This window comes from Streptosporangium sp. NPDC049248, from assembly GCF_040678965.1.
GTDB classification, from domain to species: Bacteria; Actinomycetota; Actinomycetes; order Streptosporangiales; family Streptosporangiaceae; genus Streptosporangium; species Streptosporangium fukuiense.
Map to the genome: position 1 here is coordinate 158,075 of NZ_JBFAQY010000011.1, position 23,997 is coordinate 182,071.

33 protein-coding genes are annotated in these 23,997 nt (G+C 68.1%); 31 read left to right on the forward strand and 2 right to left on the reverse strand.

Going from position 1 to position 23,997, the window contains the following annotated elements:
• Window positions 1-60: 60 nt before the first annotated feature.
• The 19 genes from AB0K21_RS21880 to AB0K21_RS21970 all read left to right on the forward strand — a co-directional run bounded on the left by AB0K21_RS21880 (window position 61) and on the right by AB0K21_RS21970 (window position 13,115).
• Window positions 61-276: a hypothetical protein gene (locus tag AB0K21_RS21880; RefSeq protein ID WP_364152481.1), complete on the forward strand. Its 216-nt coding sequence runs from the start codon at window positions 61-63 to the stop codon at window positions 274-276.
• A 59-nt stretch (window positions 277-335) separates the two neighbouring features.
• On the forward strand, window positions 336-995 hold the full coding sequence (locus AB0K21_RS21885) for a hypothetical protein (RefSeq protein WP_364152484.1): 660 nt from the start codon (window positions 336-338) through the stop codon (window positions 993-995).
• Window positions 996-1,063: 68 nt separating this feature from the next.
• Entirely contained in the window at window positions 1,064-1,495 is a 432-nt protein-coding gene (locus AB0K21_RS21890; RefSeq protein WP_364152487.1) for a hypothetical protein, read from the forward strand.
• Between the two features lie 650 nt (window positions 1,496-2,145).
• The gene (locus AB0K21_RS21895; protein WP_364152490.1) at window positions 2,146-2,424 is read left to right on the forward strand and encodes a hypothetical protein; all 279 of its coding nucleotides are present in this window, start codon (window positions 2,146-2,148) and stop codon (window positions 2,422-2,424) included.
• Between the two features lie 68 nt (window positions 2,425-2,492).
• Window positions 2,493-3,377: a hypothetical protein gene (locus AB0K21_RS21900; RefSeq protein WP_364152493.1), complete on the forward strand. Its 885-nt coding sequence runs from the start codon at window positions 2,493-2,495 to the stop codon at window positions 3,375-3,377.
• Window positions 3,378-3,448: 71 nt separating this feature from the next.
• The gene (locus AB0K21_RS21905) at window positions 3,449-3,691 is read left to right on the forward strand and encodes a hypothetical protein (protein ID WP_364152496.1); all 243 of its coding nucleotides are present in this window, start codon (window positions 3,449-3,451) and stop codon (window positions 3,689-3,691) included.
• Window positions 3,691-4,035: a hypothetical protein gene (locus tag AB0K21_RS21910; protein ID WP_364152499.1), complete on the forward strand. Its 345-nt coding sequence runs from the start codon at window positions 3,691-3,693 to the stop codon at window positions 4,033-4,035. The genes AB0K21_RS21905 and AB0K21_RS21910 overlap by 1 nt, the downstream gene beginning before the upstream one ends.
• A gap of 63 nt (window positions 4,036-4,098) precedes the next feature.
• Window positions 4,099-4,803, forward strand: a complete 705-nt coding sequence (locus AB0K21_RS21915) for a hypothetical protein (RefSeq protein WP_364152502.1) — start codon at window positions 4,099-4,101, stop codon at window positions 4,801-4,803.
• Window positions 4,800-5,267, forward strand: coding sequence for a hypothetical protein (locus AB0K21_RS21920; RefSeq protein WP_364152505.1), 468 nt, complete (start codon window positions 4,800-4,802; stop codon window positions 5,265-5,267). Before AB0K21_RS21915 ends, AB0K21_RS21920 begins: the two co-directional genes overlap by 4 nt.
• The gene (locus tag AB0K21_RS21925) at window positions 5,264-5,578 is read left to right on the forward strand and encodes a hypothetical protein (RefSeq protein WP_364152508.1); all 315 of its coding nucleotides are present in this window, start codon (window positions 5,264-5,266) and stop codon (window positions 5,576-5,578) included. The genes AB0K21_RS21920 and AB0K21_RS21925 overlap by 4 nt, the downstream gene beginning before the upstream one ends.
• Window positions 5,579-5,765: 187 nt before the next feature.
• Complete coding sequence (locus AB0K21_RS21930) at window positions 5,766-6,755, forward strand: tyrosine-type recombinase/integrase (RefSeq protein ID WP_364152511.1); 990 nt, start codon at window positions 5,766-5,768, stop codon at window positions 6,753-6,755.
• Between the two features lie 14 nt (window positions 6,756-6,769).
• Window positions 6,770-7,006: a hypothetical protein gene (locus AB0K21_RS21935; protein ID WP_364152514.1), complete on the forward strand. Its 237-nt coding sequence runs from the start codon at window positions 6,770-6,772 to the stop codon at window positions 7,004-7,006.
• Between the two features lie 326 nt (window positions 7,007-7,332).
• Complete coding sequence (locus tag AB0K21_RS21940) at window positions 7,333-8,403, forward strand: hypothetical protein (protein WP_364152517.1); 1,071 nt, start codon at window positions 7,333-7,335, stop codon at window positions 8,401-8,403.
• Entirely contained in the window at window positions 8,400-8,777 is a 378-nt protein-coding gene (locus AB0K21_RS21945; RefSeq protein WP_364152520.1) for a RyR domain-containing protein, read from the forward strand. Before AB0K21_RS21940 ends, AB0K21_RS21945 begins: the two co-directional genes overlap by 4 nt.
• The gene (locus AB0K21_RS21950; RefSeq protein WP_364152523.1) at window positions 8,777-9,373 is read left to right on the forward strand and encodes a hypothetical protein; all 597 of its coding nucleotides are present in this window, start codon (window positions 8,777-8,779) and stop codon (window positions 9,371-9,373) included. Before AB0K21_RS21945 ends, AB0K21_RS21950 begins: the two co-directional genes overlap by 1 nt.
• Window positions 9,370-10,470, forward strand: a complete 1,101-nt coding sequence (locus AB0K21_RS21955; protein WP_364152526.1) for a DNA cytosine methyltransferase — start codon at window positions 9,370-9,372, stop codon at window positions 10,468-10,470. The genes AB0K21_RS21950 and AB0K21_RS21955 overlap by 4 nt, the downstream gene beginning before the upstream one ends.
• Window positions 10,458-11,870 carry an asparagine synthetase B gene (locus tag AB0K21_RS21960; protein WP_364152529.1) on the forward strand — a complete coding sequence of 471 codons (1,413 nt, stop codon included), beginning with the start codon at window positions 10,458-10,460 and terminating at the stop codon, window positions 11,868-11,870. Before AB0K21_RS21955 ends, AB0K21_RS21960 begins: the two co-directional genes overlap by 13 nt.
• Window positions 11,867-12,604: a methyltransferase domain-containing protein gene (locus AB0K21_RS21965; RefSeq protein WP_364152532.1), complete on the forward strand. Its 738-nt coding sequence runs from the start codon at window positions 11,867-11,869 to the stop codon at window positions 12,602-12,604. Before AB0K21_RS21960 ends, AB0K21_RS21965 begins: the two co-directional genes overlap by 4 nt.
• Before the next feature lie 19 nt (window positions 12,605-12,623).
• Entirely contained in the window at window positions 12,624-13,115 is a 492-nt protein-coding gene (locus AB0K21_RS21970) for a hypothetical protein (protein ID WP_364152535.1), read from the forward strand.
• A 148-nt stretch (window positions 13,116-13,263) separates the two neighbouring features.
• Here AB0K21_RS21970 and AB0K21_RS21975 read toward each other — a convergent pair whose 3' ends face one another.
• Both AB0K21_RS21975 and AB0K21_RS21980 read right to left on the reverse strand, forming a co-directional pair.
• Window positions 13,264-13,584, reverse strand: a complete 321-nt coding sequence (locus tag AB0K21_RS21975) for a hypothetical protein (protein WP_364152538.1) — start codon at window positions 13,582-13,584, stop codon at window positions 13,264-13,266.
• Complete coding sequence (locus AB0K21_RS21980; RefSeq protein WP_364152541.1) at window positions 13,581-13,778, reverse strand: hypothetical protein; 198 nt, start codon at window positions 13,776-13,778, stop codon at window positions 13,581-13,583. Before AB0K21_RS21980 ends, AB0K21_RS21975 begins: the two co-directional genes overlap by 4 nt.
• Window positions 13,779-13,922: 144 nt before the next feature.
• On the opposite strand from AB0K21_RS21980, the gene AB0K21_RS21985 reads away from it, so the two are divergent.
• The 12 genes from AB0K21_RS21985 to AB0K21_RS22040 all read left to right on the forward strand — a co-directional run bounded on the left by AB0K21_RS21985 (window position 13,923) and on the right by AB0K21_RS22040 (window position 23,996).
• Window positions 13,923-14,333, forward strand: coding sequence for a hypothetical protein (locus AB0K21_RS21985; RefSeq protein ID WP_364152544.1), 411 nt, complete (start codon window positions 13,923-13,925; stop codon window positions 14,331-14,333).
• Complete coding sequence (locus AB0K21_RS21990; RefSeq protein WP_364152547.1) at window positions 14,330-15,616, forward strand: PBSX family phage terminase large subunit; 1,287 nt, start codon at window positions 14,330-14,332, stop codon at window positions 15,614-15,616. The genes AB0K21_RS21985 and AB0K21_RS21990 overlap by 4 nt, the downstream gene beginning before the upstream one ends.
• 170 nt (window positions 15,617-15,786) lie before the next feature.
• On the forward strand, window positions 15,787-16,257 hold the full coding sequence (locus tag AB0K21_RS21995) for a hypothetical protein (protein ID WP_364152550.1): 471 nt from the start codon (window positions 15,787-15,789) through the stop codon (window positions 16,255-16,257).
• Window positions 16,257-16,736 carry a hypothetical protein gene (locus tag AB0K21_RS22000; RefSeq protein WP_364152553.1) on the forward strand — a complete coding sequence of 160 codons (480 nt, stop codon included), beginning with the start codon at window positions 16,257-16,259 and terminating at the stop codon, window positions 16,734-16,736. Before AB0K21_RS21995 ends, AB0K21_RS22000 begins: the two co-directional genes overlap by 1 nt.
• 16 nt (window positions 16,737-16,752) lie before the next feature.
• Window positions 16,753-17,853, forward strand: a complete 1,101-nt coding sequence (locus AB0K21_RS22005; protein ID WP_364152556.1) for a hypothetical protein — start codon at window positions 16,753-16,755, stop codon at window positions 17,851-17,853.
• A 97-nt stretch (window positions 17,854-17,950) separates the two neighbouring features.
• The gene (locus tag AB0K21_RS22010) at window positions 17,951-18,646 is read left to right on the forward strand and encodes a hypothetical protein (protein WP_364152559.1); all 696 of its coding nucleotides are present in this window, start codon (window positions 17,951-17,953) and stop codon (window positions 18,644-18,646) included.
• 11 nt (window positions 18,647-18,657) lie between these two features.
• On the forward strand, window positions 18,658-18,948 hold the full coding sequence (locus AB0K21_RS22015) for a hypothetical protein (protein WP_364152562.1): 291 nt from the start codon (window positions 18,658-18,660) through the stop codon (window positions 18,946-18,948).
• Window positions 18,949-18,959: 11 nt separating this feature from the next.
• Entirely contained in the window at window positions 18,960-19,112 is a 153-nt protein-coding gene (locus AB0K21_RS22020) for a hypothetical protein (protein ID WP_364152565.1), read from the forward strand.
• Window positions 19,112-20,683: a phage portal protein gene (locus AB0K21_RS22025; RefSeq protein WP_364152568.1), complete on the forward strand. Its 1,572-nt coding sequence runs from the start codon at window positions 19,112-19,114 to the stop codon at window positions 20,681-20,683. The genes AB0K21_RS22020 and AB0K21_RS22025 overlap by 1 nt, the downstream gene beginning before the upstream one ends.
• Complete coding sequence (locus AB0K21_RS22030; protein WP_364152571.1) at window positions 20,676-22,793, forward strand: phage minor capsid protein; 2,118 nt, start codon at window positions 20,676-20,678, stop codon at window positions 22,791-22,793. Before AB0K21_RS22025 ends, AB0K21_RS22030 begins: the two co-directional genes overlap by 8 nt.
• 74 nt (window positions 22,794-22,867) lie before the next feature.
• A complete protein-coding gene (locus AB0K21_RS22035) occupies window positions 22,868-23,071 on the forward strand; it encodes a hypothetical protein (protein WP_364152574.1) in 204 nt (67 codons plus the stop codon).
• 178 nt (window positions 23,072-23,249) lie between these two features.
• The gene (locus AB0K21_RS22040; RefSeq protein ID WP_364152577.1) at window positions 23,250-23,996 is read left to right on the forward strand and encodes a hypothetical protein; all 747 of its coding nucleotides are present in this window, start codon (window positions 23,250-23,252) and stop codon (window positions 23,994-23,996) included.
• Window position 23,997: the final 1 nt, after the last annotated feature.

A 23,997-nucleotide genomic window follows, 5' to 3' on the forward strand; every position in this document is an offset into this window, starting at 1 on the left:
CCGGCGACCCCCGCATGTGGGACTCCGCCGGTGCCCGGTCTGGCTTGCATCCCGCAGGCTGTGACCGTGCCAGACGCGACGGACGTTCCCGTCACGCAGTTCGCCAGTAACGACACTCCGATGGGTATCGCTCTCGGTTCGCTCGGAGTGCTCGCACTGGCAGCGATCGGTGTAGCCATCTGGGCTGTACGGCGCAACGCCAAGCACTCCCCATCACGCAAGCAAAAGCGCAAGCGTAAGCGTGATACCTCCGGCGACGACACCGTCATCGCCTAGCAAACCCCCACGGGTCGCCCGCAACAGGGCGGGCGGCCCACTACCCACAAGGGAAGATCATGACTGAGTCCACCCCCGCCCCCGCCACCGTTGAGATCAAGCTCACCCGTGAGCAGGCGGAGACCCTTCTCCCCGTCTATGCGTGGCTCACCCGCGCGGAAACCCCCAAGGGAGGTTCGGCGCGTGGGACCGCGTCGTTTTGGGCATTCGTCGGCGGAAACCGTCCGTCCATCGCCACCCTGGTCAGCCTGCACAAGGCCGACAAGCTGCACGGCGACGCGCTGATCGGTGAGGACCTGATCCCGCTGCCTGACGGCGCAGACTTCCCCGCTGCCCACATCTACACGCAGGGCACCGGCAAGAACGTCACCCGGTGGACCACGCGCCGGTACGACGGCATGCGGGATCTGTCCCTCACTGACGAGACTCACCCGCTCGCCGCGCCCGCCGGTGCCAGCGTGTCGGACCTCACCAAGTGGATCACCGCCGTCATCCCGGACGCGATGGAGCAGATCAAGATCCGCCGTGAGGAGGCCCGTAAGGCGGCTGAGCGTAAGGCCGCCGGGGACCTGATGGACAAGACCGTCAAGGACCTGGAAGCCGCCATAGAGGTCGCTCGCACCCACGGGCTGGACGTCACCGCGCAAGAGGCGATGCTGGCCACCTTCAAGGCTCAGCAAGCCGCACAGCAGGCCGACATCAAGCCCAACGCCAAGTAACCACCACACCGGGGCGCGTACCCGCGCGCCCCGGTCCGTCCCAACCAACCTAGAACGGAGACTCTCCAATGGAGTCCAGCACCACGCCCACCAACGACCTGATCACCGACGCCGCAACGCTGTACGTGCTGTTGCTCACCGCCCTTCAGATCCCGGCTGCGGTGTTCGCCACCGCTGGTGCCAACCGGCGTCCGATCGTGGTCGTCACCGTCCCTAACTGCGCGGTTGAGCAGGCGGTGATCTACTGGGACGAGAAGATCACGGCGCAGCTCATCGCCGCGCATGACGCGATGAACCGGCTGAGCACCGTCAGCCTGAACCGCGCGACCAGCGACTACCAGGCCAACGGACGGTACGACGTCGTGACCCGCGCGGAGATCAAGAGCCTCCGCCTGGTCATCGCGCAAGCGGAGAACGTGATCCGTCACGAGCTGGCCAAGACGGAAGCCCAGATTCGCGCGGGTCTGATCTCGGAAGTCCTGGAGTTCTTCCGGAGCTAGCCAACGCTCGCACCCAGAAGCGCCCGCCGGTCATGCGACCGGCGGGCGCTTTCGTGTTCCCGGCCAGCACCCCCACCCCCCCGCGGGGCCCCGGGCCGGGCCCCGGTGTGTGTCGCTGTCCCGTCTGCCTTGTCTGGCCTGTGTGGTTTGTGTGTGGTTGTGATGATGGTGGTGTGTGGGTGGATTTTGCGGCGGCTGCTGCTCGTGTTGGGGTGGATCGTTCGACGATCGGGCGTTGGGTTGCGGCGGGCCGGTTGCGGTGTTTGGTGGTCGACGAGTGGACGGGGTTGCCGCGGGTTCGTCGGCGGGGGGAGGTGGGGGGGTTGGTGAATGTGCGGGAGTTGTTGGTGGTGGAGCGGGAGCGCCGGGGGTCGCGGGGCCGGCCGGGTGCTCGGTTGCCGGGTGTGGTGGCGGGGCGTGCCGAGGGTTGAGTGTGGGTGGTTTGGGTTCGGGTGTGGGTGAAAAGACCTCACGCGATCTTGGCTTTAACTCACGATAACCCCACTTATCGTGAGTTAGGATCAGCGTAGTGATCACGTAATTCAAGATCACAAAGCCCCATGATCACGAAAGTGCGTGATCAAGAAAACGCGCGTGACACACCCACGCCACGCACGCCGACCAACCCGCTAGCAGAATGGATAGCACCAATGAACGACTACCTGGCCAACCTGGAGAAGCGCCACTACGAGGCGAAGTACCGCGACGAGGTGCGCACCGAGACGACTCGCTACCGCGAGAACGCCGACGCCGCCGAGAAGATCCTCTTCGACCTCAAAGACGCCACGATCGACCCCACCGAGGACCCGACTACCCAGCGCCGCATCCGCATCGAGACGGTCGCCATGGCCCAGGTCTACGCGACCCTCGCACAGGCCGCCGCCACTCGCCTCATCACCCTGAGCCAGGTCTCCGTGAACAGGGACTGACCCGCTCCGCCCCCGGCGCACCCACGCCGGGGGCACCCCCCACCAACCAACCAGCGAAACGGAACACCATGCCGACGAAGGCCATCACCGAGCTCCACCCCGGTAGCAAGCTCTACATCCCCTACCTCCTGGAGCGCGACGTCTACGCGACCGCCACCGTCATCGAGCCAGCCATCCCCGGTTCCGACACCGACACCTGGGGCGTGCTCGTCACCTACGACTACAAGCCCACCGGTCAGCCGACCATGCTGTGGCTCGACAACAACGTCCCCGTCCCGGCGTCCAACGACGTACCTGCGCAGGTATGCACCCTGATGCTCCCGACCTTCCCGGGCCTGACGCTCCTCGGTCAGATCGACTTCTACGACGGCCCCGAGAGCTGCGACATCACCGGCGTCTGGCGCAACGACACCACCGGCCGGCTCTACCACGGCGACGAATGGGCCGGTCTGTCCCTCACGGTCGACCCTCTGACGTCCGAGGACCTCATCCCGTGCACCCCCAACGAGCTGGAGGCGCACCTGAACATGCGGCTCAACGCCGCCGAGTGGATGAACGACCGCGCGCCGTTCGCCCAGGCCGTCACCACGCTCATGGACACCGTCCGCAAAGCAACCGCCAAGCCCGACACCGCGACCCTCGACTTCCCGACGTTCCCCGGCCTGGAGCTCGTCGGTAGCGTCGACTTCGCCTCCACCTCCGAGGAGGTCGCCCACACCGGCGTGTGGCGCGACACCGACACCGGCACGCTCTACTACGGCAGCGACTACTACGCGCTGTGGATGGGCATGCCTTCCAGGCCCTGCCTTGAGCGGCACGAACTCACGGAAGCCACCCCCGACGACGTGGAGTGGTACCTGAACGACCGGCTCGCCAGGGTCGAAGGAATGGACGACTCCGCCCCGTGCGTCGCCGCGATCGCGAAGCTCATGGACCTCGTCCGCAACCTCTGATCCCTCCCAGCTCCCCGGTCACCCAGCCGGGGAGCCCCGCCCCCTGACCAACCCTCGGAAAGGCAAACCCCATGATCGACTCCCTGCGCGCGACGTTCCACACGCCGCTCATCGACCTCGACGGCGAAGGCGACTTCCTGTCCCTGCGCGACCTCGCCCTCACCTCCCGCGCGATCCACCCCGACTGGACGGCGGAGAGCATCCTCACCTGGCTGGACGAGGAGGGCCACATCAACTACCTCGCCGCCGAGGGGCACCTGCCCGCGGACTCCTCCACCGAGCTGCTCGCTCTCATCACGGACGTGATCCGCTGATGCCGCGCTGCCCTGACTGCCGGGTGGACGCCGGCCAGCCTCACCACCCGGAGTGCGACCTGGCGCGCTGCCCGGTGTGCGGCATCCAACGCCGCTCGTGCACCCAGCACCACGGCGCCGAGGTGTTCTCGTACTGGACCGGCCGGTGGCCCGGCGAAGCCGAGTGCGAGCGGCTGGGCTACTGGGTCCGCCTCGCCCCGGGGGAGGGCTGGATGTCTTGCGACCGGGACCACCCCGGCGCTACGCACGACCTGAACCGCCTCTACCGGGAGGCGGCCCGCGGACTGCTGCGCTGGGACACTGGCCGCCAGGAGTTCGTGGCCACCGCCGACCAGCCCGCCTGACCTTTCCCGGCCCCCGGCCCGCGCGCCGGGGGCTTCCCCTCACCACCCGACATGGAGACCTTCATGAGCGACAAGCCGATGTACGGCTTCGACTACGACGGCGTGACTGTCGCCGCCGCCCGCGAGCACCTGCTCCAGGACGGCTTCGCCCCCGACACCTTCCACCTGATCGGCCGCGAGTTCTACGTTCGGGTCTTGCATTGGAATCCCGACAGGGTTCGCGCAGCGCATGCGGCACTGTCCCAGCGCGGCCACTGTGCGCTCCTGGCGCTGCCACCCGAAAGCGTCGCGCCCGCAGCCCAGCCGTACCGCGGCTTCGATGGCGTCGACACGGTGGACCTGCTCGTCATGGAGGGCGAGATCGGCCGGGCCCCGTCGACCACTGTGCGAGCGACCGGTGTCCTCAACCGGATCCAGGAGGAGCTGGCCCACCGCCCGGTGGTGGAGCTGGTCAGAGCCGTCAGGCAGCTGAACCGCAAGGTACGTATGCCCGACTTCGTCGTCCGGGAGACCGACCGCTCCGCCCGCCACGAAGCGACGCAGAAGGTCACCTACGACGAGGCGCGGCGTATCGCGGAGGAGGCCCGCATCGAGCCCGCCCGCACTGGACGTGCCCCGGACGCGAAGCCGTGGCAGGCTGCCCTGTTCATCCCTGAGGGCCGGGAGCAGGAGGTGTGGCGGCTGCTGGAGGAGCGCGGCGTCGAGGTGTACCGGGTGTGGGAGATCAAGTCGCCGCTCCGTGACGCTAAGGACGGTGACGACCGATGAGCGAGAGCCTGTTCACGCGCGAGGTCATGAACGACGGGGGCGAGACTGGCCGGTCCGGCGTGGTCCACTACCTGCTGCAGGGGGAGCACGGCACGGTCGATGTGATGCTGATGAGCCCCCCAGAAGGGGCCGCCGTCTTCTGGCGGGAGACGGGCGGTTGGCACGGCGGTGGGGTCGCCTACCACGCCCCGTTCCCCTACCAGGTGGGCCAGGAGCCGCGTGAGGACCTGTGCAAGTTCGTGCCCGGTGACCGCTGCTACTACGACGTGTCCTACTCGGGCGCGGAGAACGTCGTGCAGCAGTGGTGGGACGTCGGCCAGGACAACGAGGTGATTTGGCGGTACGCGGAGGTGCTGTACCAGGAGTTTTTCGTGGACACGGCCCCGGCCGAGCACCTGCGGGACCCGGAGGAGCTGCTGGCTGAGTTGGCCAAGCTGATCGACGACAAGGAGGCGGGCGAGTGAAGGCGTTCACGTTCGCTCAGTGCGTCTTCTACCTGCGTGAGCCCGGCGTACGCGGCGGTTTCCGGTACACCCATCTTGACCAGCTGGTTGAGCCTGGGGATGACCTGCCCACGGCGATGCCGCCCCAGATCGGGGACCTGGTCAACCTGGCCGGGGTGGGACTGTTCCGGGTCGTGGACCGGCAGTGGTCGTATCCGGCGTACGGGTCGGCGTATTGGCCGTACGGCCAGGACCCGAAAGGCAGAGTGCGGCTTGACCTGATGGTCGAGCGCGCCAAGGGGATGTTCGTCGACGAGGAGGCGGGGGAGTGATGGACGTGTTCTTGGCGGCATGCACCGTGGTTGTCGTCCTGGTCGTGGCTGCGCTTGTCCGCGCTGACCACAGGCACAAGCGCCGCCTTGTCGAGCTGCGCCGCGTCGCTGAGAGGTACCGGGTTTCGGCGCCGTGGTGGCGGGTGTGGAACCGTAGCCCCGACGAGTGGCCGAGACGTGAGCGCCGATGACCGAGCTGGAGCTCCACGGCGGCGGCGAGCTGCTGCCCGCCCGGGACGGCGATCTGTGGGTGCGGCTGGCCGCGCTGGACGAGGCCGCCGCGCAGCACGTCACCCGGAAGGCGAACACCGCCCGCTCCTACAGCAGCGACTGGAAGGCGTGGGAGCAGTACACCACCACGATCGGTATCCCGCTGGAGGCCGCGACGATCGGGTCGTTCGTCGGGTTCGTCCTGTGGCACCAGCGGGCCGGTCTGGCCTTGTCGACGGCGTCGCGTCGCCTGTACGGCGTGGTTGTGTCGCTGCGGGACCGGGGTGTGACGGTGCCGCAGGACGCTCTTGACGGGGCGCGGCTCGCGCTCGACCAGTTCGCCCGGGAGGTCGCCGAGTTGGGGGAGCAGCGCGGTCGAGGCAAAGCGGCTCCGGTGACGGTGGCCGCTCTGCGGAAGATGTCCGCGGCGCTGCCGGACACCTTGAAGGGGGTGCGGGATCGGGCGATCCTGCTGGTCGGGTTCGGTATCGCCGGACGACGGGCGGAGGTGGCGAACCTCCTGACCCGGGATGTGGCGGTACACCCGGAGGGCCTGGTGGTGCAGATCCGCTACGCCAAGACGACGCCGCGTAGCCCCGCTGTGGCGCGGGGCACGCATCCGCTGACGTGCCCGGTGCGGGCATGGCAGGCGTGGGCACAAGCGGTGGAGCTGGCCCCGGACGGGCCGGCGTTCCGGCGCGTGAACCGGCACGGCCAGGTGCTGGGCGGCATGTCTGCGCAGGCGGTCGGGAACGTGTGGTCGGAAGCGTCCGTGCGGGCGGGCCTGCCCCGCCTGACGGCGCACGGGGCGCGCTCCGGCCTGGCCACGGAGGCCCGCCGGGCCGGGCATGACGCGAAAACCATCGCTCAGCAGGGTGGTTGGTCGCCGAATTCGCGGGTGCTGTACGAGTACATGCGGATCGTCGACCAGTGGGCAGACAACGCAACCGCAGGTCTTGGCCTGTGAGGAAGGAAACGAAAATGCCGAATCTCAACATGGAACGTGAACTGCTGTTCGTCGGCGGCCCGTACGACGGTGACAGGAAGTGGCAGCCGAAGGCGTTTTGGCCGATCCAGAACCTGTTCCCCGGCGGCGCGGACAGCCCGGATGTGTGGGCGCGGCAGGGCGGGCGCAGTGCGGACGAGTGGCGCTACATCCCGCAGACGTCGTGCGAGGGACCGACGCGGATGGTGTGGAGCCGCCCCGCGGGCGGGTGAGGGCGTGCCGGGTTGCGGCGACTTGACAACAGTGCATACTCTGGTCGTCAGTGTGGAACCCGCATGTCAAAGTGCTAGCGACAGTGCACATGTGAGTCGCTGAGCTTGCGCGTGACGGACGTTCGCAACCCTCCGCGTAGCCCTGGATCCCTCAGCGGCGATCTTGCTTAGAAACGCTCTCAGACGCTCAAAAGTCGAAGGCCCCGGAACCGTCACGGACCGGGGCCTTCCCCATGCCCCCGGTCCGGCGCGGCCCTGCGTTGTAGGGGGCAGCGCGGAAAACGTGCCGGACCGGGCACCACCCCTCACCCCTTTGGAAGGCCCCCTTGCGCTGGCACACCACCAACTACAAGCACCACGACCACGAAACCGGCGTGCCGGTCAACCGTGGCTGGTGGCTCGACGATCTGCCCCGCCTCATCCTGGCCTGTCGCCTGTTCGGCCACCGGCCGGTGGTCGACGGGTACGGCCCTCACAAGCGCGGCCTGGACGCGCGCCGCTGGGTGGTGTGCGACCGCTGCGGGGTTCGCCCCGACCCACACGGCAACCTCGACCCGGACGAGTGGGCGATCGGCGAGCCATACACCGAGCCGATCTGGAAGGACGGCCCGTCCGCCCGGTTCGTCACGTCTTTCCGCAAGGCCATGCCCCAGGTCCCGCATCACGTGCCGAGCCCGCCCGGCGCCTGGCCTGCCCGCCCGACCGGCTCGATCAGCGGGCAGATGATCCTCGGCCGCCACCACGGCCTATTGCACATTGGCCTCGACATCGGCGCCGCCGGTGACGAGGACACGCTGGCGTTCCGCATCTCGATCAACCCGCTGTTCTGGTTCTCCGTCCAAACCGAGGGGTTCGGCCAGTGGCTGCAGCGGCGCCTCATCCCGACCGGCTACGAAACCCGGCAGATCGGCGTGCTCCTGGACGGGTGGCAGCTGCACTGGAAGCTGTGGGCACGGCAGGGGCATTGGTCCCGTGACCAGCCGAAATGGTGGGAGGGGTCGGTCAACCTGGACCTGGCCGAACGCCTGTTCGGGCCGAAACGGTACGCCTACACCAACGCCGCCGGCCCCGAGCTCGCGTGGGTGCACTTGCCGGAGGGCGACTCCTACCAGGTGCAGCTGCGCCTGAAGCGGGAGCGGTTCGGACGGCCGAAGTCTCGCCGCCCGGCCATGTCGTGGTCCGTCGAGTGGGAGTCCGATCGGCCGATTCCCGTACGGCACCGGCACGACGGCAAGAGCGGTGGCATCACGTCGGCCGCGGTCGCGGTGGCTGACGACGCCGTCACGAACAACCTGTGGGTGACGGCCGCCTGCGCGCAGATCAGCGCCACCGTGGCCGAGCAGCGCACCCGGTACGACTACCGGCCGAAGGCCGCGGAGGAGGGCGACAACCGATGAGCGCGATGAAGGCGTACCTGGAGACGATCGCCCGCGTGTGCCACGAAGCGAACCGTGTCCTGCAGATCGCGCACGGCGACCCCGTGCCGTCCCCGCACTGGGACACCGCCCCGGCCTGGCAGCGCAAGCACGTAGCCGTGGGCGTCGAAGCCGCCCTGGGCGGAGCCACCCCGCAGGAACTCCACGAGACGTGGTGTAAGACGAAATTCGCCGCCGGGTGGACGTACGGCCCGGACAAGAACGCGAACATCAAGACGCACCCCTGCCTCATGGCGTACGAGGACCTGCCCGACGAGCAGCGCGTCAAAGGCCACATGTTCCATGCGATCGTCCGCGCCATGTCCACGACCGACACCCCTCGGACGGAGAGCTGATGACGCAACGCCGCATCGAGTACATGCCGCTGCCGGACATCCCGTCCGCGCTGCGCAACGCCAAGGACCACGACCTGCCCTCGATCCGCGCCTCCATCGAGCTGTTCGGCTGCATCGTCGCGGGAGAGGTCGACGAGCGTACCGGCCGGCTCGTAGTCGGTCACGGCCGCAAGGAAGTCCTGATGGCGATGGTCGAGGAGGGCAAGAGCCCCCCGGAGGGCATCCACCTCGGCGAAGACGGTACGTGGCTGGTGCCGATCGTGCGCGGCTGGTCGTCCCGGTCCGACGCGGACGCTGAGGCGTACCTCGTCGCGAACAACCGGACCGGTGAGAAAGGCGGCTGGGACAAAACCATGCTGGCCGAGTCCCTGCTCAGCATCCAGCAGGCCGACGCGGCGCTGCTCGCGGTCACCGGCTACACCGCCGACGACCTGGCGGACCTGGACGCGGAGTTGAGCGCGGCACTGGCCGACGACGACGAGCAGTCCATGCCGCAGGCACAGCCGCCCGAGGAGTTCCGTTCGTTCGACGAGGCGATCGACGTGGACTACCGCTGCCCCTCGTGCAGCTACGAATGGAGCGGGAAGCCCAAGTGAGCAAGCCGTCGTACCGGATCCCGTCCATGGCGGAGATCGCTGCCATCCCGTGGAACGGCTTCAACGCGGTGTCGACGTTCTCCGGCTGCGGCGGCTCCTCGCTCGGCTACCGGATGGCCGGGTTCCGGATGCGGTGGGCGTCGGAGTTCATCCCCGCGGCCGCCGAAACGTACCGGGCGAACGCCGCACCGTACACGGTGCTCGACACGCGCGACATCCGCGAGGTGACGGCTGCTGAGATCCTGGCCGCGACGGGCCTGAGCGTCGGTGAGATCGACCTGATGGACGGCTCCCCGCCGTGCGCTGCGTTCTCCACGTCGGGCAAGCGTGAGGCCGGTTGGGGCACAGTCAAGATCTACTCCGACACCCAGCAACGCGTCGACGACCTGTTCTTCGAGTTCGCCCGGCTGGTGCGGGACCTGCAGCCGCGCACGTTCGTCGCCGAGAACGTCGCGGGCCTGGTCACGGGGACGGCGAAGGGCTACTTCAAGCGGATCCTCAAGACGCTGCGCGATGCCGGTTACCGCGTGACGGCCCGGCTGCTGGACGCTCAGTGGCTCGGTGTCCCGCAGAGGCGGCTGCGGATCATCTTCGTCGGTGTCCGCGAGGACCTGGGCCTTGAGCCTGTCCACCCTGCTCCGGAGCCGTACTGCTACACCGTTCGGGAAGCTGTCGGGGACCTGCCGGGCGCGTTCGACGATCTCGCCACCGACCCTGAGACGGGGTATCCGATCAGTATCCGGGGCTACTCGATCGAGCCGCTGTGGAGGCAACTCAGGCCGGGGGAGGGCCACACGGAGCGGCTCAACTTGAAGCGGCTCAGCTTCGACCAGGCCGCGCCAGCCATCTTGGCCCGGGCCGGAACGGCGGGCACGGCCGCGCTCACCCACCCGACCCACCCGCGTTACCTGACGATTCCGGAGCTGCGCAGGCTCGGCGGGTTCCCCGACGACTTCGTGCTCACCGGGAACTACGCGCGGCGCTGGGAGCGGGTCGGCCGGGCGGTGCCGCCGCCGATGATGGCCAGGATCGCCGGGGTGGTCCGAGACCAGATCCTCGTGCCGCTGCGGGACGCGGAGGCGTCATGTGCGGAGTAGCGGCGATCCTCGGGGCGGCGGATCTGATGTCGGCCGCCGCCCGGCTCTCCCACCGTGGGCCGGACGCGGCGGCAACCGTCACGGTGGCGGGCGTGACGCTCGCGCACACGCGGCTCGCGATCCAGGACCCCGGTGACCGGTCCGACCAGCCGTTCCGCGACGGGCCGGTGACGATCGCGTACAACGGTGAGATCTACAACGCTGCTGACTTGCGGCTGGCGGTCGAGCGGGCCGACCCGGGCCGGACCTGGGCGACGACCGGCGACACGGAGGTCTTCGCGGCCGCGCTGAACATGCTCGGCCCGGCCGTGACGCTCCCCATGGTCAACGGCATGTTCGCCGTGGCGTGGGCCGATGAGCGGCATCCAGGTGTGCTCCATGTGGCTCGTGACCGGCACGGCGAGATTCCGCTGCACCTGCACCTGGCCCAGCCGGTCGCGGTGGCGTCGGAGTTGAAAGCGTTCACCGCGCTCGGCCGGCCGGTGACGGAGAACAACGTGGCCGATGTCCCCGCGGGCTGCTGGGCGGAGATCAGCCGGGCGGGCATCACGTGGACGCGCTACCACAAGCAGGGGTGCGCCCCGGTGGCGTCGAACCTCGCGAAGGCCAGCGTCATGCTGAAGTCGGCGCTGGCGCGTGCCGTACGGCGGCGCCTGATCTCGGACGTGCCTGTGTGCTCGCTGCTGTCCGGCGGAATCGACTCGGCCGCGATCACGTACGAGCTGGTCCAGCACCGGCCGGGCCTGGTCGCCTACACCGCGCGCCTCGACCCCAAGTCGCGGGATCTGCGGTGTGCGCGTGAGACGGCCGAGCAGCTCGGCATCCGCCTGGTTGAGGTCGACGTGCCGGTGCCCACCGCTGACGACCTGGCGCGCGTCGTGGCCACGGTCGAGATGCCATACAAAGCGCAGATCGAGATCGGATGGGCGTGCCTGCGCTTGGCTGAAGCGATGCGCGGCGACGGCTTCAAAGTGACGTACTCCGGTGAGGGGTCCGACGAGCTGTGGGCGTCCTACGGGTTCGCTTACCATGCCCTGCAGACGACCGACTGGCACATCTACCGGCGTGACCTGATGGCCGCTCAGAGCAGGAAGAACTTCCCGCGTGTGAACAAGACGTTCATGGCACACAGCGTGGAAGGCCGCCTTCCGTTCTGCGACCCTGACCTTGTCGACCTCGCCCTGAGCCTGCCCCAGCACGCCGTCGCGAACGGTAAGGCCCTCCCGAAAGCCGTCCTGCAGTACGCCTACGCCGGACTGCTGCCCGACTCGGTGGTCCGCCGACCAAAGGTCGCCTTCCAGGACGGGCTCGGCCTGAAGACCGCGATCACCCACGTGCTGCCCGATCCGGGCCGGTTCTACCGGGCCGAGTACCGGCGCATCGTCCGGAGCAAACCATGAACGAAGACAGCGACATTGCCCACCAGTTCGACGCTGGCGGGTGGGAGTTCACCAGCCACGTGGCCGAAGTGTTCGACGACCACGTCCGCGCGTCCGTGCCGCACTACGACGTGATTCAGGACCTGGTCGCCGAAACCACGGACTGGCTCGTTCCGGCCGGCGGCCTGGTAGCCGACCTCGGCGCGTCCACGGGCATCACGGCCCAGCGCATCCTGAAACGGCACCCAGGCCGGGGCATCCGGTTCGCGCTGTACGACGAGCAGCCCGCGATGCTCAGCCAGGCTGAGATCGCGCTGCGCAAACTCGACGGTGAGCACGATGTCACCTTCCACACGACCCGCATCCAGGAAGCGCCGCTCGCGCACGCGAACGCGGACCTGACGCTGTGCCTGTTCACGCTGCAGTTCCTCTCATGGAAGGAACGGCTGGACGCGCTGCGCCTGGCCTGCGCGCACTCACAGGAGACGGGCGCGCTGATCGTCGCGGAGAAGATCCGGCCGGTCGACTCCCGGTGGGCTGAGATCGCCATCGACGTAGCGCACGACTACAAGGCGGAGCACGGCATCAGCGACTCGGCGATCCGGGCGAAGGCCCGCGCGCTACGTGGCGTGCTTCGGCCCTACCCGCAGGCCACGACGATGCAGGACATCACCATGGCGGGCTGGCACGCCCCAGAGGTCCTGTTCAGATGGCATTCCTGGGCGGTGATCGGGGCGTTCGCGTCCGCACAGTGACCAGGGGAGGAGGCGCCCGGTGTGGTTCGATCAGCGCCCGCCCCCGGACTGGACGGTGGAGCTGCCGGTCGGGATGACCCTGCTGAACAGCAATCAGCGCCTTCACCCGATGGCGAAGGCGAAGCTGACGAAGGCCCTGCGCGAGGCCGGACACGACGCCGCGGCGAAGCTCGGCGTGCCCCACTTCGACCGGGTGTACGTGATCGGGGAGCTGCGGCCCGTCGACCGGCGCCGCCGCGACCCGGGCAACTGGTACCCCAGCGCGAAAGCCGCCGTTGACGGCCTGGTCGACGCCGGGCTGCTCGATGACGACGACCACACCCGTCTGGTCGGCCCGGACATGCGGCTCGGCCAGGTAGTGAAGGGCTCCCAGCTCGTCTTGCACATCTGGTGCGGGTCAGAGGTCACCGATGTAGCGGTAGGTCCGCTCGCCCCGGTCGCTGATCGACCCCGTGCGCTGGTACGCCGGGTGCCTGGGGAGGGGCGTCAGACCCGGTTCGTCTTCAGGTGAGACCAGCATGAAGACAGGGCTCGGTTCCCTCGGCATCCGCCACAGGTCGGGCCACTCACGATGGCCGATCTCGACGCGTTCGCCGTCGTTCGGGCCACCGACCAGCCGGATGACCTTCGCGGACCCACATCGTAGAAGTCGTCCAGCGTCACCGAGCCCACTCTTCCTGCCAGCCAGGGCGATAGCGGTAACCAGATGCTTTGATCCGGATCAGCCGATCCACCAGGGCGTCTCGGCCGCAGTCACACGGCTCGCCTCTGCGGTCGTCGTTGTAGCAGCTCAGCTCACCGTCCTCGTCGCGGGCCTGCGCGCAGGAGAACCACTCGTCGCCGTCGACGCGCTCATGCGGGATCGCTTCGATCACGTCCAGCTCAGCGAGCTCCGCTTCACACCGGGCGGTCGTGTCCCGGTCGGCGCCGCTGGTCTTCTCCGTCTCAATCGTGGCGCGAAGCCACCCCAGCACGGTCACCTCGCCACCTCCGGATGGTCCGTCCTGACGTGGTCGTTGCCCTGCTCGGTGACGGTCGCGGTGGGCAGCGGCCCCCCGAACTCGTCCTCGACGCGGAACCCGCACGAGCAGCGGAACCACGACCTGCCGGTGGGGACCTCCACTCCGGCTGGCCAGTCATCGATGTGCTCGAACTCATGCTCGATCTCGATCACTAATGCAAGCGGTACCGCTTGCGTTTCCTTTGGCTGCATCTCTCCTCCATCTGTCGATCTAGAAACGGGGGTCCCCTCATGGTCTCCAGCAGGCGACGAGCGTCAGCCACCGTCGTCGCTGAGCGTAGAGCCAAGGCCGTCCAGATGCGCACTGCGGGCATCAGTCCCACGATCATCGCGGAAACCCTCGGCTATGCCTCCTCAGCCGCCGCCGTCAAGGACATCACCCGCGCGATGCAGAAGGCGGCCAAGGCCGAACATCTCGCGTCGGAACAGCTCCTGCAGATCGAGATCGACCGGCTCGACCGGCTCATGGCCGCGGTCTGGGCCAAGGCGCTGCAGGGCGACGTGAAGGCTGTCGAGCAGGCCGAGAGGCTGATCGCGCGCCGTTGCAGCCTGCTGGGTCTGGACCTGCTCAACCGCAATGGCAGCGAGAACGGCGATGTGGTGTCGCTGCTCGGGTCGCTGTTCGCGCAGATGCAGGCCCGGCATGTCCCCGCCGGGATCACGGTGGACGTGGTGGACGCCATCGAGGCCGGCGAGGACGGCCAGTGAGCAAACTGGCGCTTGTCACACTGTCGCCTGCGCAGGAACGCAGCATCGCCGAATCCACGGCCCGCATCAACATCTGGACGGGATCGGTGCGGTCCGGGAAGACCATCGCGTCCCTGCTCAGGTGGCTGATGTACGTGGCGACCGCACCGCGCGGCGGACACCTGGTCATCGTCGGCAAGACGAGTGACACCGTCGCGAGAAATGTGTTCGAGCCGCTGATGGACCCCAGCTTGACGGGGCCGATCGCCCGCCGGATCTTCTTCACCAGAGGCGCTCCCACGGCCAACATCCTCGGCCGCCGCGTGGAGATCATCTCCGCGAACGACGTCCGCGCCGAGTCCCGGCTGAGGGGCCTCACCTGCGCGGGCGCGTACGTGGACGAGGCGACGCTGATCCCCGAGTCGTTCTGGGATCAGCTCCTGGCGCGCTGCTCGGTCACCGGATCGATGATCTTCGCGACGACGAACCCGGACGCGCCGAACCACTGGCTGCGGAAGAGGTTTCTGCTCCGCTCGCATGAGCTGGACCTGAAGTGGTGGCACTTCACCCTCGACGACAACCCGGCCCTCGACCCCGTGTACGTCGCCAACCTCAAGTCGGAGTACACCGGCCTGTGGTACCGCCGGTACGTCCTCGGCGAATGGTGCATGGCCGAAGGCGCGATCTTCGACATGTGGGACCCCGACCGCATGATCGTCGACTCGCTGCCGCTCATGGAACGCTGGCTGGGCGTGGGGATCGACTACGGCACCGTCAACCCGTTCTCCGCGATCCTCGCCGGGGTCTCCACCCCCGACCGGGACGGGCAGCGCCGCGTCTACCTGGTGTCGGAGTGGCGATGGGACTCCCGGATGGAGCGCCGCCAGCTCACCGACGCCGAATACTCCGCGAAGGTCGGCGACTGGCTGGACAACATCCCCGACACCTACGGCGCCGGCACCAGGGGTGTACGCCCGGACTGGATCATCGTCGACCCCAGCGCGGCCAGCTTCGTCACCCAGCTCCACCATGACGGGCTGCTGCCGCAGCTTGGTGACAACGCGGTCCTCGACGGGATCCGCACCGTCTCCAATCTCATCGGGGCCGACCACCTGCGGGTGCACCGGTCCTGCCATGGCTGGCTCGGTGAGATCGGCTCCTACTCCTGGGACGACCGGAAGGCGGAGAAAGGGGACGACGCCCCTATCAAGGTGGATGACCACTCCCTGGACGCGGGCCGGTACATCCTGCACACCACGCAAGCCGCATGGATGCCTCTGCTGGAACCCGTGCCGAACTACTAACGCCAGCGGAAACGCTGGCGGGATGAACCCCGCACTCGGTGGAGTGCGGGCCGCTCCGCGCTGACCTTCCGCAGCGCGTCGAGCCCCGGTGGGCCCGGTCTGCCGTCGTTGAGGGGCGGCGGCAGGCCGGGACCACCCACCTTCTTTCCCGACCTCGTCCAAGGAGGGACATGGCCGACTTTCAGTTCAACGTCAGTAAGGGCCGCGCTGTCGAGCTGTACAACCGGGTCAAGACCAGCGACCCCGTCAACAGCGCCCTGATCCTGGTCGCTCTGGCCGCCGCGAACGTCGAAACCGACGCCGTCCTGAAGGACAAGGACACGCTCGCCGATGTCCTGTCCGGCAGCACCGACGAAGCAACCAACGTCGGCTACAGCCGTAAGGTCCTGGCGGCCGCCGACCTGACCGCCGTGGTGCCTGATGACGTCAACGACTGGGTCGACCTGGCGCTGCCCGACCAGACGTGGGCCAACGTGCAGGCGGGCAGTAACTGGTCGAAGATCCTGGTGTGCTACCGTCCGGCGACCGGCTCGGCGGACTCGGCGATCGTGCCACTCACCTCGCATGATTTTCCCATCAACCCGGACGGCTCGAATGTGGTCGCCCAGGTTGACCCCAGCGGTTTCTTCCGGGCGGTCTGATGGCCAAGACCGGATACTCCGCGCTCATGCCCGCGTCGACCGCGCTCATCGCCAACACCGCGAAAAGCATCCTCGGCGTGCTCGCCCCGTCCACGTTCGGCTTGGATTTGAAGAAGCTCCGGGTCGGCCTGTACGGCATCTCCGCGTCCGGCGTACCGGGCGACATCGAGTTGTGCGTGGCAACGTTCGCGACCAACGCGCCGGCCGCCTCCATGGCCTACGCCACGGTGGTGACTCCACAGCAGCTCTACGGCCGCGTCATCGCCCCGGGATTCCTCGCCGCGGCGTCGTGGACGACGGAGCCGACCGTGCTGACCGTGCTCGACTCCTGGCCGCTGTCGCCCAACGGCGGCACGGCCCTGTACGACATCCCGCTCGGCGACACCCCGGACTGCGCACCGGGTGCGGGGTTCGTGCTGCGGGCGAAGTTCGCGGCGGGCGTGAACATCAGCGCGGGCCTGCAGGTCGAGCGGGCCTGAACGGAGGGCGACTGCCATGCCCATAACCGAAGGCTTCGAGTCCAGCCCGCTCGGCTTGACGTGGTCGGGGAACTGGGGCTGGACCGATTCCCGCGCACGCACCGGCTCCTGGTGCTTCACAAACGGTGACATCGGCGACGGCCAAACCGCTGACGTCGTCTTCACCGTCCCGCCCCGGGCCACCACCCTGCAGTTCTGGTACTCGGTTTCCTCTGAGGCCGGGTATGACTTTTTCAAGGTCATCATCGGCGGTGTAGAACGGCTTTCGGTCTCGGGTGAGATCGGCTGGACGCAGTCAGCTGTACTTAACCTGTCGGGCGCCACGCAGGTCACGTTCCGCTATACCAAGGACTCGTCTACGTCCGCAGGTAACGACGGCGCGTACATCGACGACCTGGTATTTCAGCTACAGCCGCTGACAGGTCTGAGTAACTCGTTCAACGGCGGCACCAGCGGAACGGACCTCACTACCGGCAACTCCGGCGGCAGCAGCGGAACCGCGTTCGACAAACTCGTCGGCACGTCACGCTACGCCGCGACGCCAACTCGCGGGGAGAGCGGCCTGTCGGTCGTGGCTGCCACCCCCGGCGCGGACACTCACGTCGACTGGGCGAGCCTTGAATCACCCGCTGACGTGTTCTGCGCGCGCATGTACCTCTACCTGGCGGCGCCTCTGAGCGGAACAGTGCCCGTCTTCGCGCTGCTGGGACCAACAGGCATCGTGTCTAAGACGTGGATGTTCGCCGATGGGCACTGCTCGATCTACGCGGGCAACACGTCGCCCTTGGCGGTAGCGGGCACCGTAGGCGCACCAGCCGGTCAATGGGTACGCCTGGAATGGCGCTACACCATCAACTCCAGCGGCAACGGCACAGCGGAGCTCTGGCTCTACCTGGATGCGGAATCCGCCGACCACGACGAATACGTCACGAGTTCAACCATCAGCTGGCCGGGCGGCGGAAAACCCTACACTGCCGAGTTCCACCTGCGGAACTACTTCGTCGACGACGTCGCCGTCAGCCCAACGAAGATCGGCCCGGCCGCGTCCACGGTTTCGTTGCGCCCCCGCCGGCCTGTGGGCGGCTCGACGGCCGCGCATCGCGTCGCCTCATGGTGAAGAGGGGTGAGCGATGCCGCGCTTAGGTCGAGCACTTCCCGGCCGCCCTATCCTCGCCCGCAGAGCTACGCAGGCAGGCCCGACCGCTGGGCAGGTCGTGGAGACCGGCCACCCGCAGCCACTCACCCGGACGAAGACCCGCACGCTGGGCCAGGTCGTCGAGACCAGCACGGTGAGCGTCCTCACCCGGGCCAAGGCGCGTCCGCTGGGCCTGGCCGCAGAGACCGGTAGCGTCGCCTCCGCACACCCGGTCAAGGCCCGCGGCTTCGGCCAGGTCGCTGAGACCGGCCATCCGGCGCCGCTCGTCCGGGTCAAGGCTCGCACCGCTGGTCAGGTCGTTGAGATCGGCGACGCGCGGCCCCTACGCGGCTGGGCGGCAGTTCGTCGGGTCTCCGAGACCGGCCAAACACGCCCGCTCACCCCGGCCAAGGCTCGCCCGCTCGGCCTGGTCGTCGAGACCAGCACGGCCCAGCCGCTCAGCCTCGCCCGCGGGGCACACCTGGCCCAGGTCATCGAGGCCGGCACGGGCCTGCCGCTCGACCGGATCAAGGTTCGGCCGCTGGCGGCCGCGACGGAGATCGGTACCGCGCGGCCCGTGCAGCCACAGCCGCCGCTCGTCGGCGTGCTCGGCCTGGTCGTCGAAACCGGCGCAGCCCGGCGGATCCTGCGTCTGAACCTGCCGCTTCGGGCCAGCACGCCGTTCGTGGCGTGGGCAGCGATGCCCCCCACCACAAGGTGGCGCGCGTCCTCGCCGCACACCGAATGGTCTGCCGGTCCCCCAACAACGTCGTAGGAGGAGATTTCGTGGAGCCGGTTTCGTCGCTTAGTCGCCCGTACGTCTACATCACCATCAAGGGCGCTTCCGGTTCGGAGCAGGTCGAGATCGCCTTCACGAATCCCGGTGCCGAACCAGAAGAGAGCGACTGGTGGCCCGCCGAGTGGGCGAGCAGCTCCGGAGGCGGCGTCCGGGCGCGAATCCTCATCGGTCCCGGAAGCGACGTCATCTTGGTGGACGGCACCTACATGGCGTGGGCGCGCGTGACCGGCGCGGTTGAACGGCCTGTGCTTCCTGCCGGGCTTGTCCCCATCAGTTGACGGAGACCCACGTGACTGTCGATGAAGCGGTGGACAACGCCGCGCGGCTCCTCCAGCAGGCCGAGCTAGAGCTGACGAACCTGCCGCTGATGGATCAGCTAGGAGACCTCGCCGACCGGTGGATCGAAATCGGGCGGCTGCTGAACGAACGAGAGGTGGTGTGATGCCGCTCCCCACGCATGACCAGGAGTGGCCGCCTCCGCACATGCGGGCCGAGATGAGGCTGTACGGCCAGCATGGGGCCTGGTACTCAGGTGACCCTGACCGGCTCGCTGAGGTGTACGGCAATGGTGCGGTGTCGCCGGGCTTGGGCCTGGACCTCAAGGGGTGGGATAGGCCGCTGCAGTACGCGGGCGGCGCGGTCGGCCGGATCGCCCGCTGGTTCTGGGGCAGCCCGATCCCGGCTGGGCAGAGCAGGTCGACGAAGCTGCATGTGCCGCTGGCCGCCGACATCGCGGCCAAGTCCGCTGACCTGCTGTTCTCGGAGCCGCCGACGCTACGCGCGGCGGGCAAGAAAACACAGAAGCGCCTCGACCAGATCATGAACGAAGGCAGTGTCTACGCGGGGCTCCTGGAAGCCGGTGAGCTGGGCTCGGCGTATGGCGGCGCGTACTGGCGGGTCGGCTGGGACACCGAGATGGCCGACTACCCGGTATATGACTCGCTGCCTGCCGACAGTGCGGTGCCGGAGTTCAACAGTGGGCGCCTGCGCGCAGTGACGTTCTGGAAGGTCGTGGGGGAGGACCAGAAAGTCGTCTGGCGGCACCTGGAACGGCACGAGAAAGGGCGTGTCTACCACGGCTTGTTCCAAGGGGACGACAGTCGTCTTGGCCACCCTGTGCCGTTGCAGGAGCACCCGGCGACCGAGGGGTTCGCCGACATGGTGGACTCCTCCGGCGGATTCGATTCCGGCTATCCAAAGGGCTTGCTGGTCCACTACGTGCCGAACATGCGCCCGCACCGGACGTTGCGCGGCACCAACCTGGGCCGCAGCGACTACGCCGGGGTTGAGCCGCTGATGGACGCCCTGGACGAGACCTACACGTCCTGGATGCGTGACCTCAGATTGGGCAAGTCGCGGATCATCGTGCCCGAGGTGTACCTGCAGAACACCGGGCGGGGCCGGGGCTCGTACTGGGATCCGGACCGGGAGATCTACTCCGGCATCGGCATGCTGCCGCCCGCGAACGGCAGCGGCAACATGATCACCTTGTCGCAGTTCGCGATCCGCGTCGAGGAGCATTGGAAGACCGCCAAGACGCTCGTCGCGGCGATCGTTCGCGGTGCCGGCTACTCCGTGCAGAGCTTCGGCGAAGCGGGGGAGGGAGTCGAGGCGACCGCGACGGAGATTCACTCCCGTGAGCGGCAGTCCCTCACCACACGCGGACGGAAGATCGGCTACAACACGCCCGCCCTGTCGTGGCTGGGCGACTGCCTGCTGTCGGTGGACCACTACATCTACAAAAGCAAGGTCACCGCTGAAAGGCCGCAGGTCGAGTGGCCGGACGGCGTGTTCCTGGAGACCGAGTCGGTGGCTCGCACCGTGGACCTGCTGAACCGGGCGCAGGCCGCGTCCATCGACACCCGTATCCGCATGGTTCACCCCGAATGGGATGAGGACCAGGTCGGTGCGGAGAAGAAGCGGCTGCGGGACGAGTTGGGACTGAACGTGCCGGACCCGGCCACGTTCACCGACCAGATCATCCCCGACCAGGCCGACGACCTCGATGGCTGATGCGCTCGAAGCCGTTGAGGGGCAGGTCGAGCTCGCCTATGCGATCTCCGCGATGTACGCCGACGCTGAAGAGCATCTGTTCGAGGTTCTGGCCAAGGCCGCGGCGAGGGGCACCCAGCCGCAGCAGGCCGCCAACCGGTTTGCTGAGGTCAAGAAGCTCAGCGAGCAGGCGGAGAAGGTCCTCAAGGATCTCGAAAAGCTCGCGTCTCAGATGCTCAGCAAGGGTGTCACGCAGGCGTGGGAGGACGGCTTCGAACGGGCGCGCCAGGAGTTGGGGCGTCTCGGCGAGGATCAAGGCATCACCCCGGGCCAAGGGGCGGCGCAGCTCGTGAAGGAGGCGCTGGGGCTGCTGCCACCCCTCACCATGGGGGCGCTGCGCATGGTCAACGACATCTACCGGCAGGTGATCGCTGAGGCGACACCGCTGGCGTTGACCGGCGCGATCACCAGGCAGCAGGCGACGACGGCGGCATTGCAGAAGATGGCCGCGAAGGGCATCAGCGGGTTCGTCGACAGCAAGGACCGCACCTGGTCGATCTCGGCGTACGCGGAGATGGCGGCCCGGACGGCGATGGCTCGGGCGGCGAACGAGGGGCATCTGTCGACGCTGCGAGACAACGGCCGTGACCTGGTGATCGTGTCTCGGGCCCCGTACCGGTGCCCGGTGTGCCTGCCGTGGGAGGGCAAGGTGCTGTCCCAGACCGGCTCGGCCGGGGACCGGCAGGAGAAGAACGTCCTGACGGGCGAGCCGGTCACGGTGCGAGTCGTGGCGACGGTTGAGGACGCCCGCCAGGCTGGGCTTCAGCATCCGAACTGCAAGCACACGTTCTCGGTGTATCTGCCGGGGCTGACGAAGCCACCGCCGAAGGTGGACACGGCCGGCACGTACGACGACACCCAGGAGCAGCGGCATCTGGAACGGCAGATCCGCGGGTGGAAGCGGCGTGCGGCGGCGGCCCCCAAGGGCAGCCCGGAGAAGAAGGCTGCCGACCAGCACGTCAAGGCGTACCAGGCGAAGATGCGTGAGCACCTGGACAAGACGGGCCTGCTGCGGCAGTCGAGCCGGGAGAAGGTCCGGCCGGACGAGACGACCGAGCCGAAGGCGCTGGCGTCGGTCAAGAAGGCGTCCTCGGGGGTGTCGGATCAGACACTCAAGAAGATCGAAAAGGCGCGGCAGGAGTTGCCGTCGAGCCGCACTGACTGGGGTGCCGAGCGGCACGGCACTGGCGATAACGCCTACCGCAAGGACAAGAACGGGCAGCTGCTGCCGCCGAAGGCGTACGAACGGTATCTGGATCGTCTGCTGGACGCAGGCAAGTCGCTGCAGAAGGACATGCAGAAGGCGTTCGACGGCGACGCCAAGCTCGCTGAGCTGCGCAAGACAGCGGAGTCTCTGCGGGGCAGGCTCGCGCATAAGGAAGCCACGCGGGATGTCGCGAAGCGGGAAAAGAAGCTCATCTTGGACCTGCTGCAGAAGCTCCGCCCCATGGGTGGGGCCGTCGACGCGGACAAGGCAGACGAGGCGACGCGCAAGCAGTACGGCCGCGGCGTCAAGGCGGCCCCGGACGACTGGCGGAGGCTGCTGGACGACGCGGCCAAGCATTACCCCGCTGACTGGCACGCCAAGACCCCCAAGGGGCTGCGGGTCGCCGGTAAGGAAAGGGCGTTCTACTCCCCGTACCGTGACATCCTCGCGATGCCGACGAAGCACCGGGACCCTAGCTACGACGGGGCGATGAACAGCCGCCGCCACCAGACGGCCGCGCATGAGCTGGCTCATCGGATGGAGGCGAACGTGCCGGGCGTCAACGAGATGAGCTACACCTACCGAACGCGCCGCTCGACTCGGGGTGGAACCCTGGAGCAGCTGACCGACATGCATGACATCCACCCGTGGTATGCGGCCGGTACGGAGTTCACCTACAAGGACAAGTGGGCGAACGCCTATACCGGCAGGTCGTACACCAGCCCGTATGACACCGACCCGGCCAGCGACGGCGGCGAAGTGTTCTCGACGGGTGTTGAGGAGCTGTTCGGCCGCTCCAGTCACAGGTTCGATACTGGTGACGAGTTGCAGGCGTTTGTTCTCGGCGTTTTGGCGGTGCTATGAGCTGGCGTGTCGATTCAGAGGTCGACTCTTCCCGATGGGTTGAGCATGACGGGCAGCAGTGGAGAGCTGATGAGGTGACCGCTGTTGCGATGTTCGATCTCGTGGACGGCCCGCAGATGCTCACCCCGTCCGGGCCGGTGTACGAGCCGCAGGGCAACGGTGACGAGGTCGCCGCGTTCCTGTGCGCGATGTCGCTGATCCCTGCCCCCGTGGTGTCTGGGGATCCGCCACCTGTTCCGCAGGTCGAGGCAGACGACGACCCGGACGTCCGTTACTGATCACATGGTCAGGCCCGCCAGGTGCGGGCCTGGTTTCCGTTATGGCCCGCCAGGCGCGGGCCTTTCTCATATCAGGGCTCACCCCACGGTGGGCCTTTTTTCATGCCGTCCGCAGGCCGGGCGGTGTGCGGCAGCCCGCAGGACGGGCGGCACATCACCGATTCGCAAGGAGACATCCATGGCTGACGAGGCGATCGAGGTCACCTCCACCGAAGACCGGGCCGGGCAGAGCGCCCCCGCGCCGGAGGTGAACACCACCCCCGAGCCGGCTCCGGCCGACGACGGAGAGAAGGCCAAGCCGGACGCGCGGAAGGTCGATGATCTGCCCGCGTGGGCGCAGGCCGAGCTGCGTCGTGCTCGTACCGACGCGGTGAAGTACCGGCAGCAGCTCCAGGAGAAGCAGGCCGAGCAGGTTCCGGCTGGGCCGTCCCCGGAGGAGATCGCCGCTCAGGCCAAGGCGGAGCTCGCACAGCAGATCGGTAAGGCCCTCGGCATCGTCGAGGAGGAGAAGCCGGTCGATCCGAAGGACATGATCGACCGCCTCACCACTGAGCGAGACAGCACGGCCAAGGAGCGTGACGCCGAGCGGGAGCTGCACCGCCGCGCGCTGCGCGAGCTGGGTGTTCACCGTGCCGCGCTCAAGCAGGGAGCGGACGGCGACGCGCTGCTCGACAGCCGGTCGTTCCTTCGCAGCATCAAGGATCTCGACCCCGACGCGGAGGACTTCGGCACGGTTTTGGCCGAGCGGATCACGCAGGCGGTCGAGGACAACCCGAAGTTCAAGGCGGCGGCTCTGTCCGGGCCGCCCGCGCGATCAGGGGGGGAGTTCACCGGTGGGCCCGGTGGCCGATCCAGCGATCCGGACCAGATGACCACCGATGACTTCCGGGCGCAGCGGCGCCGGAAGCCCAACACCAAGGAGTAGC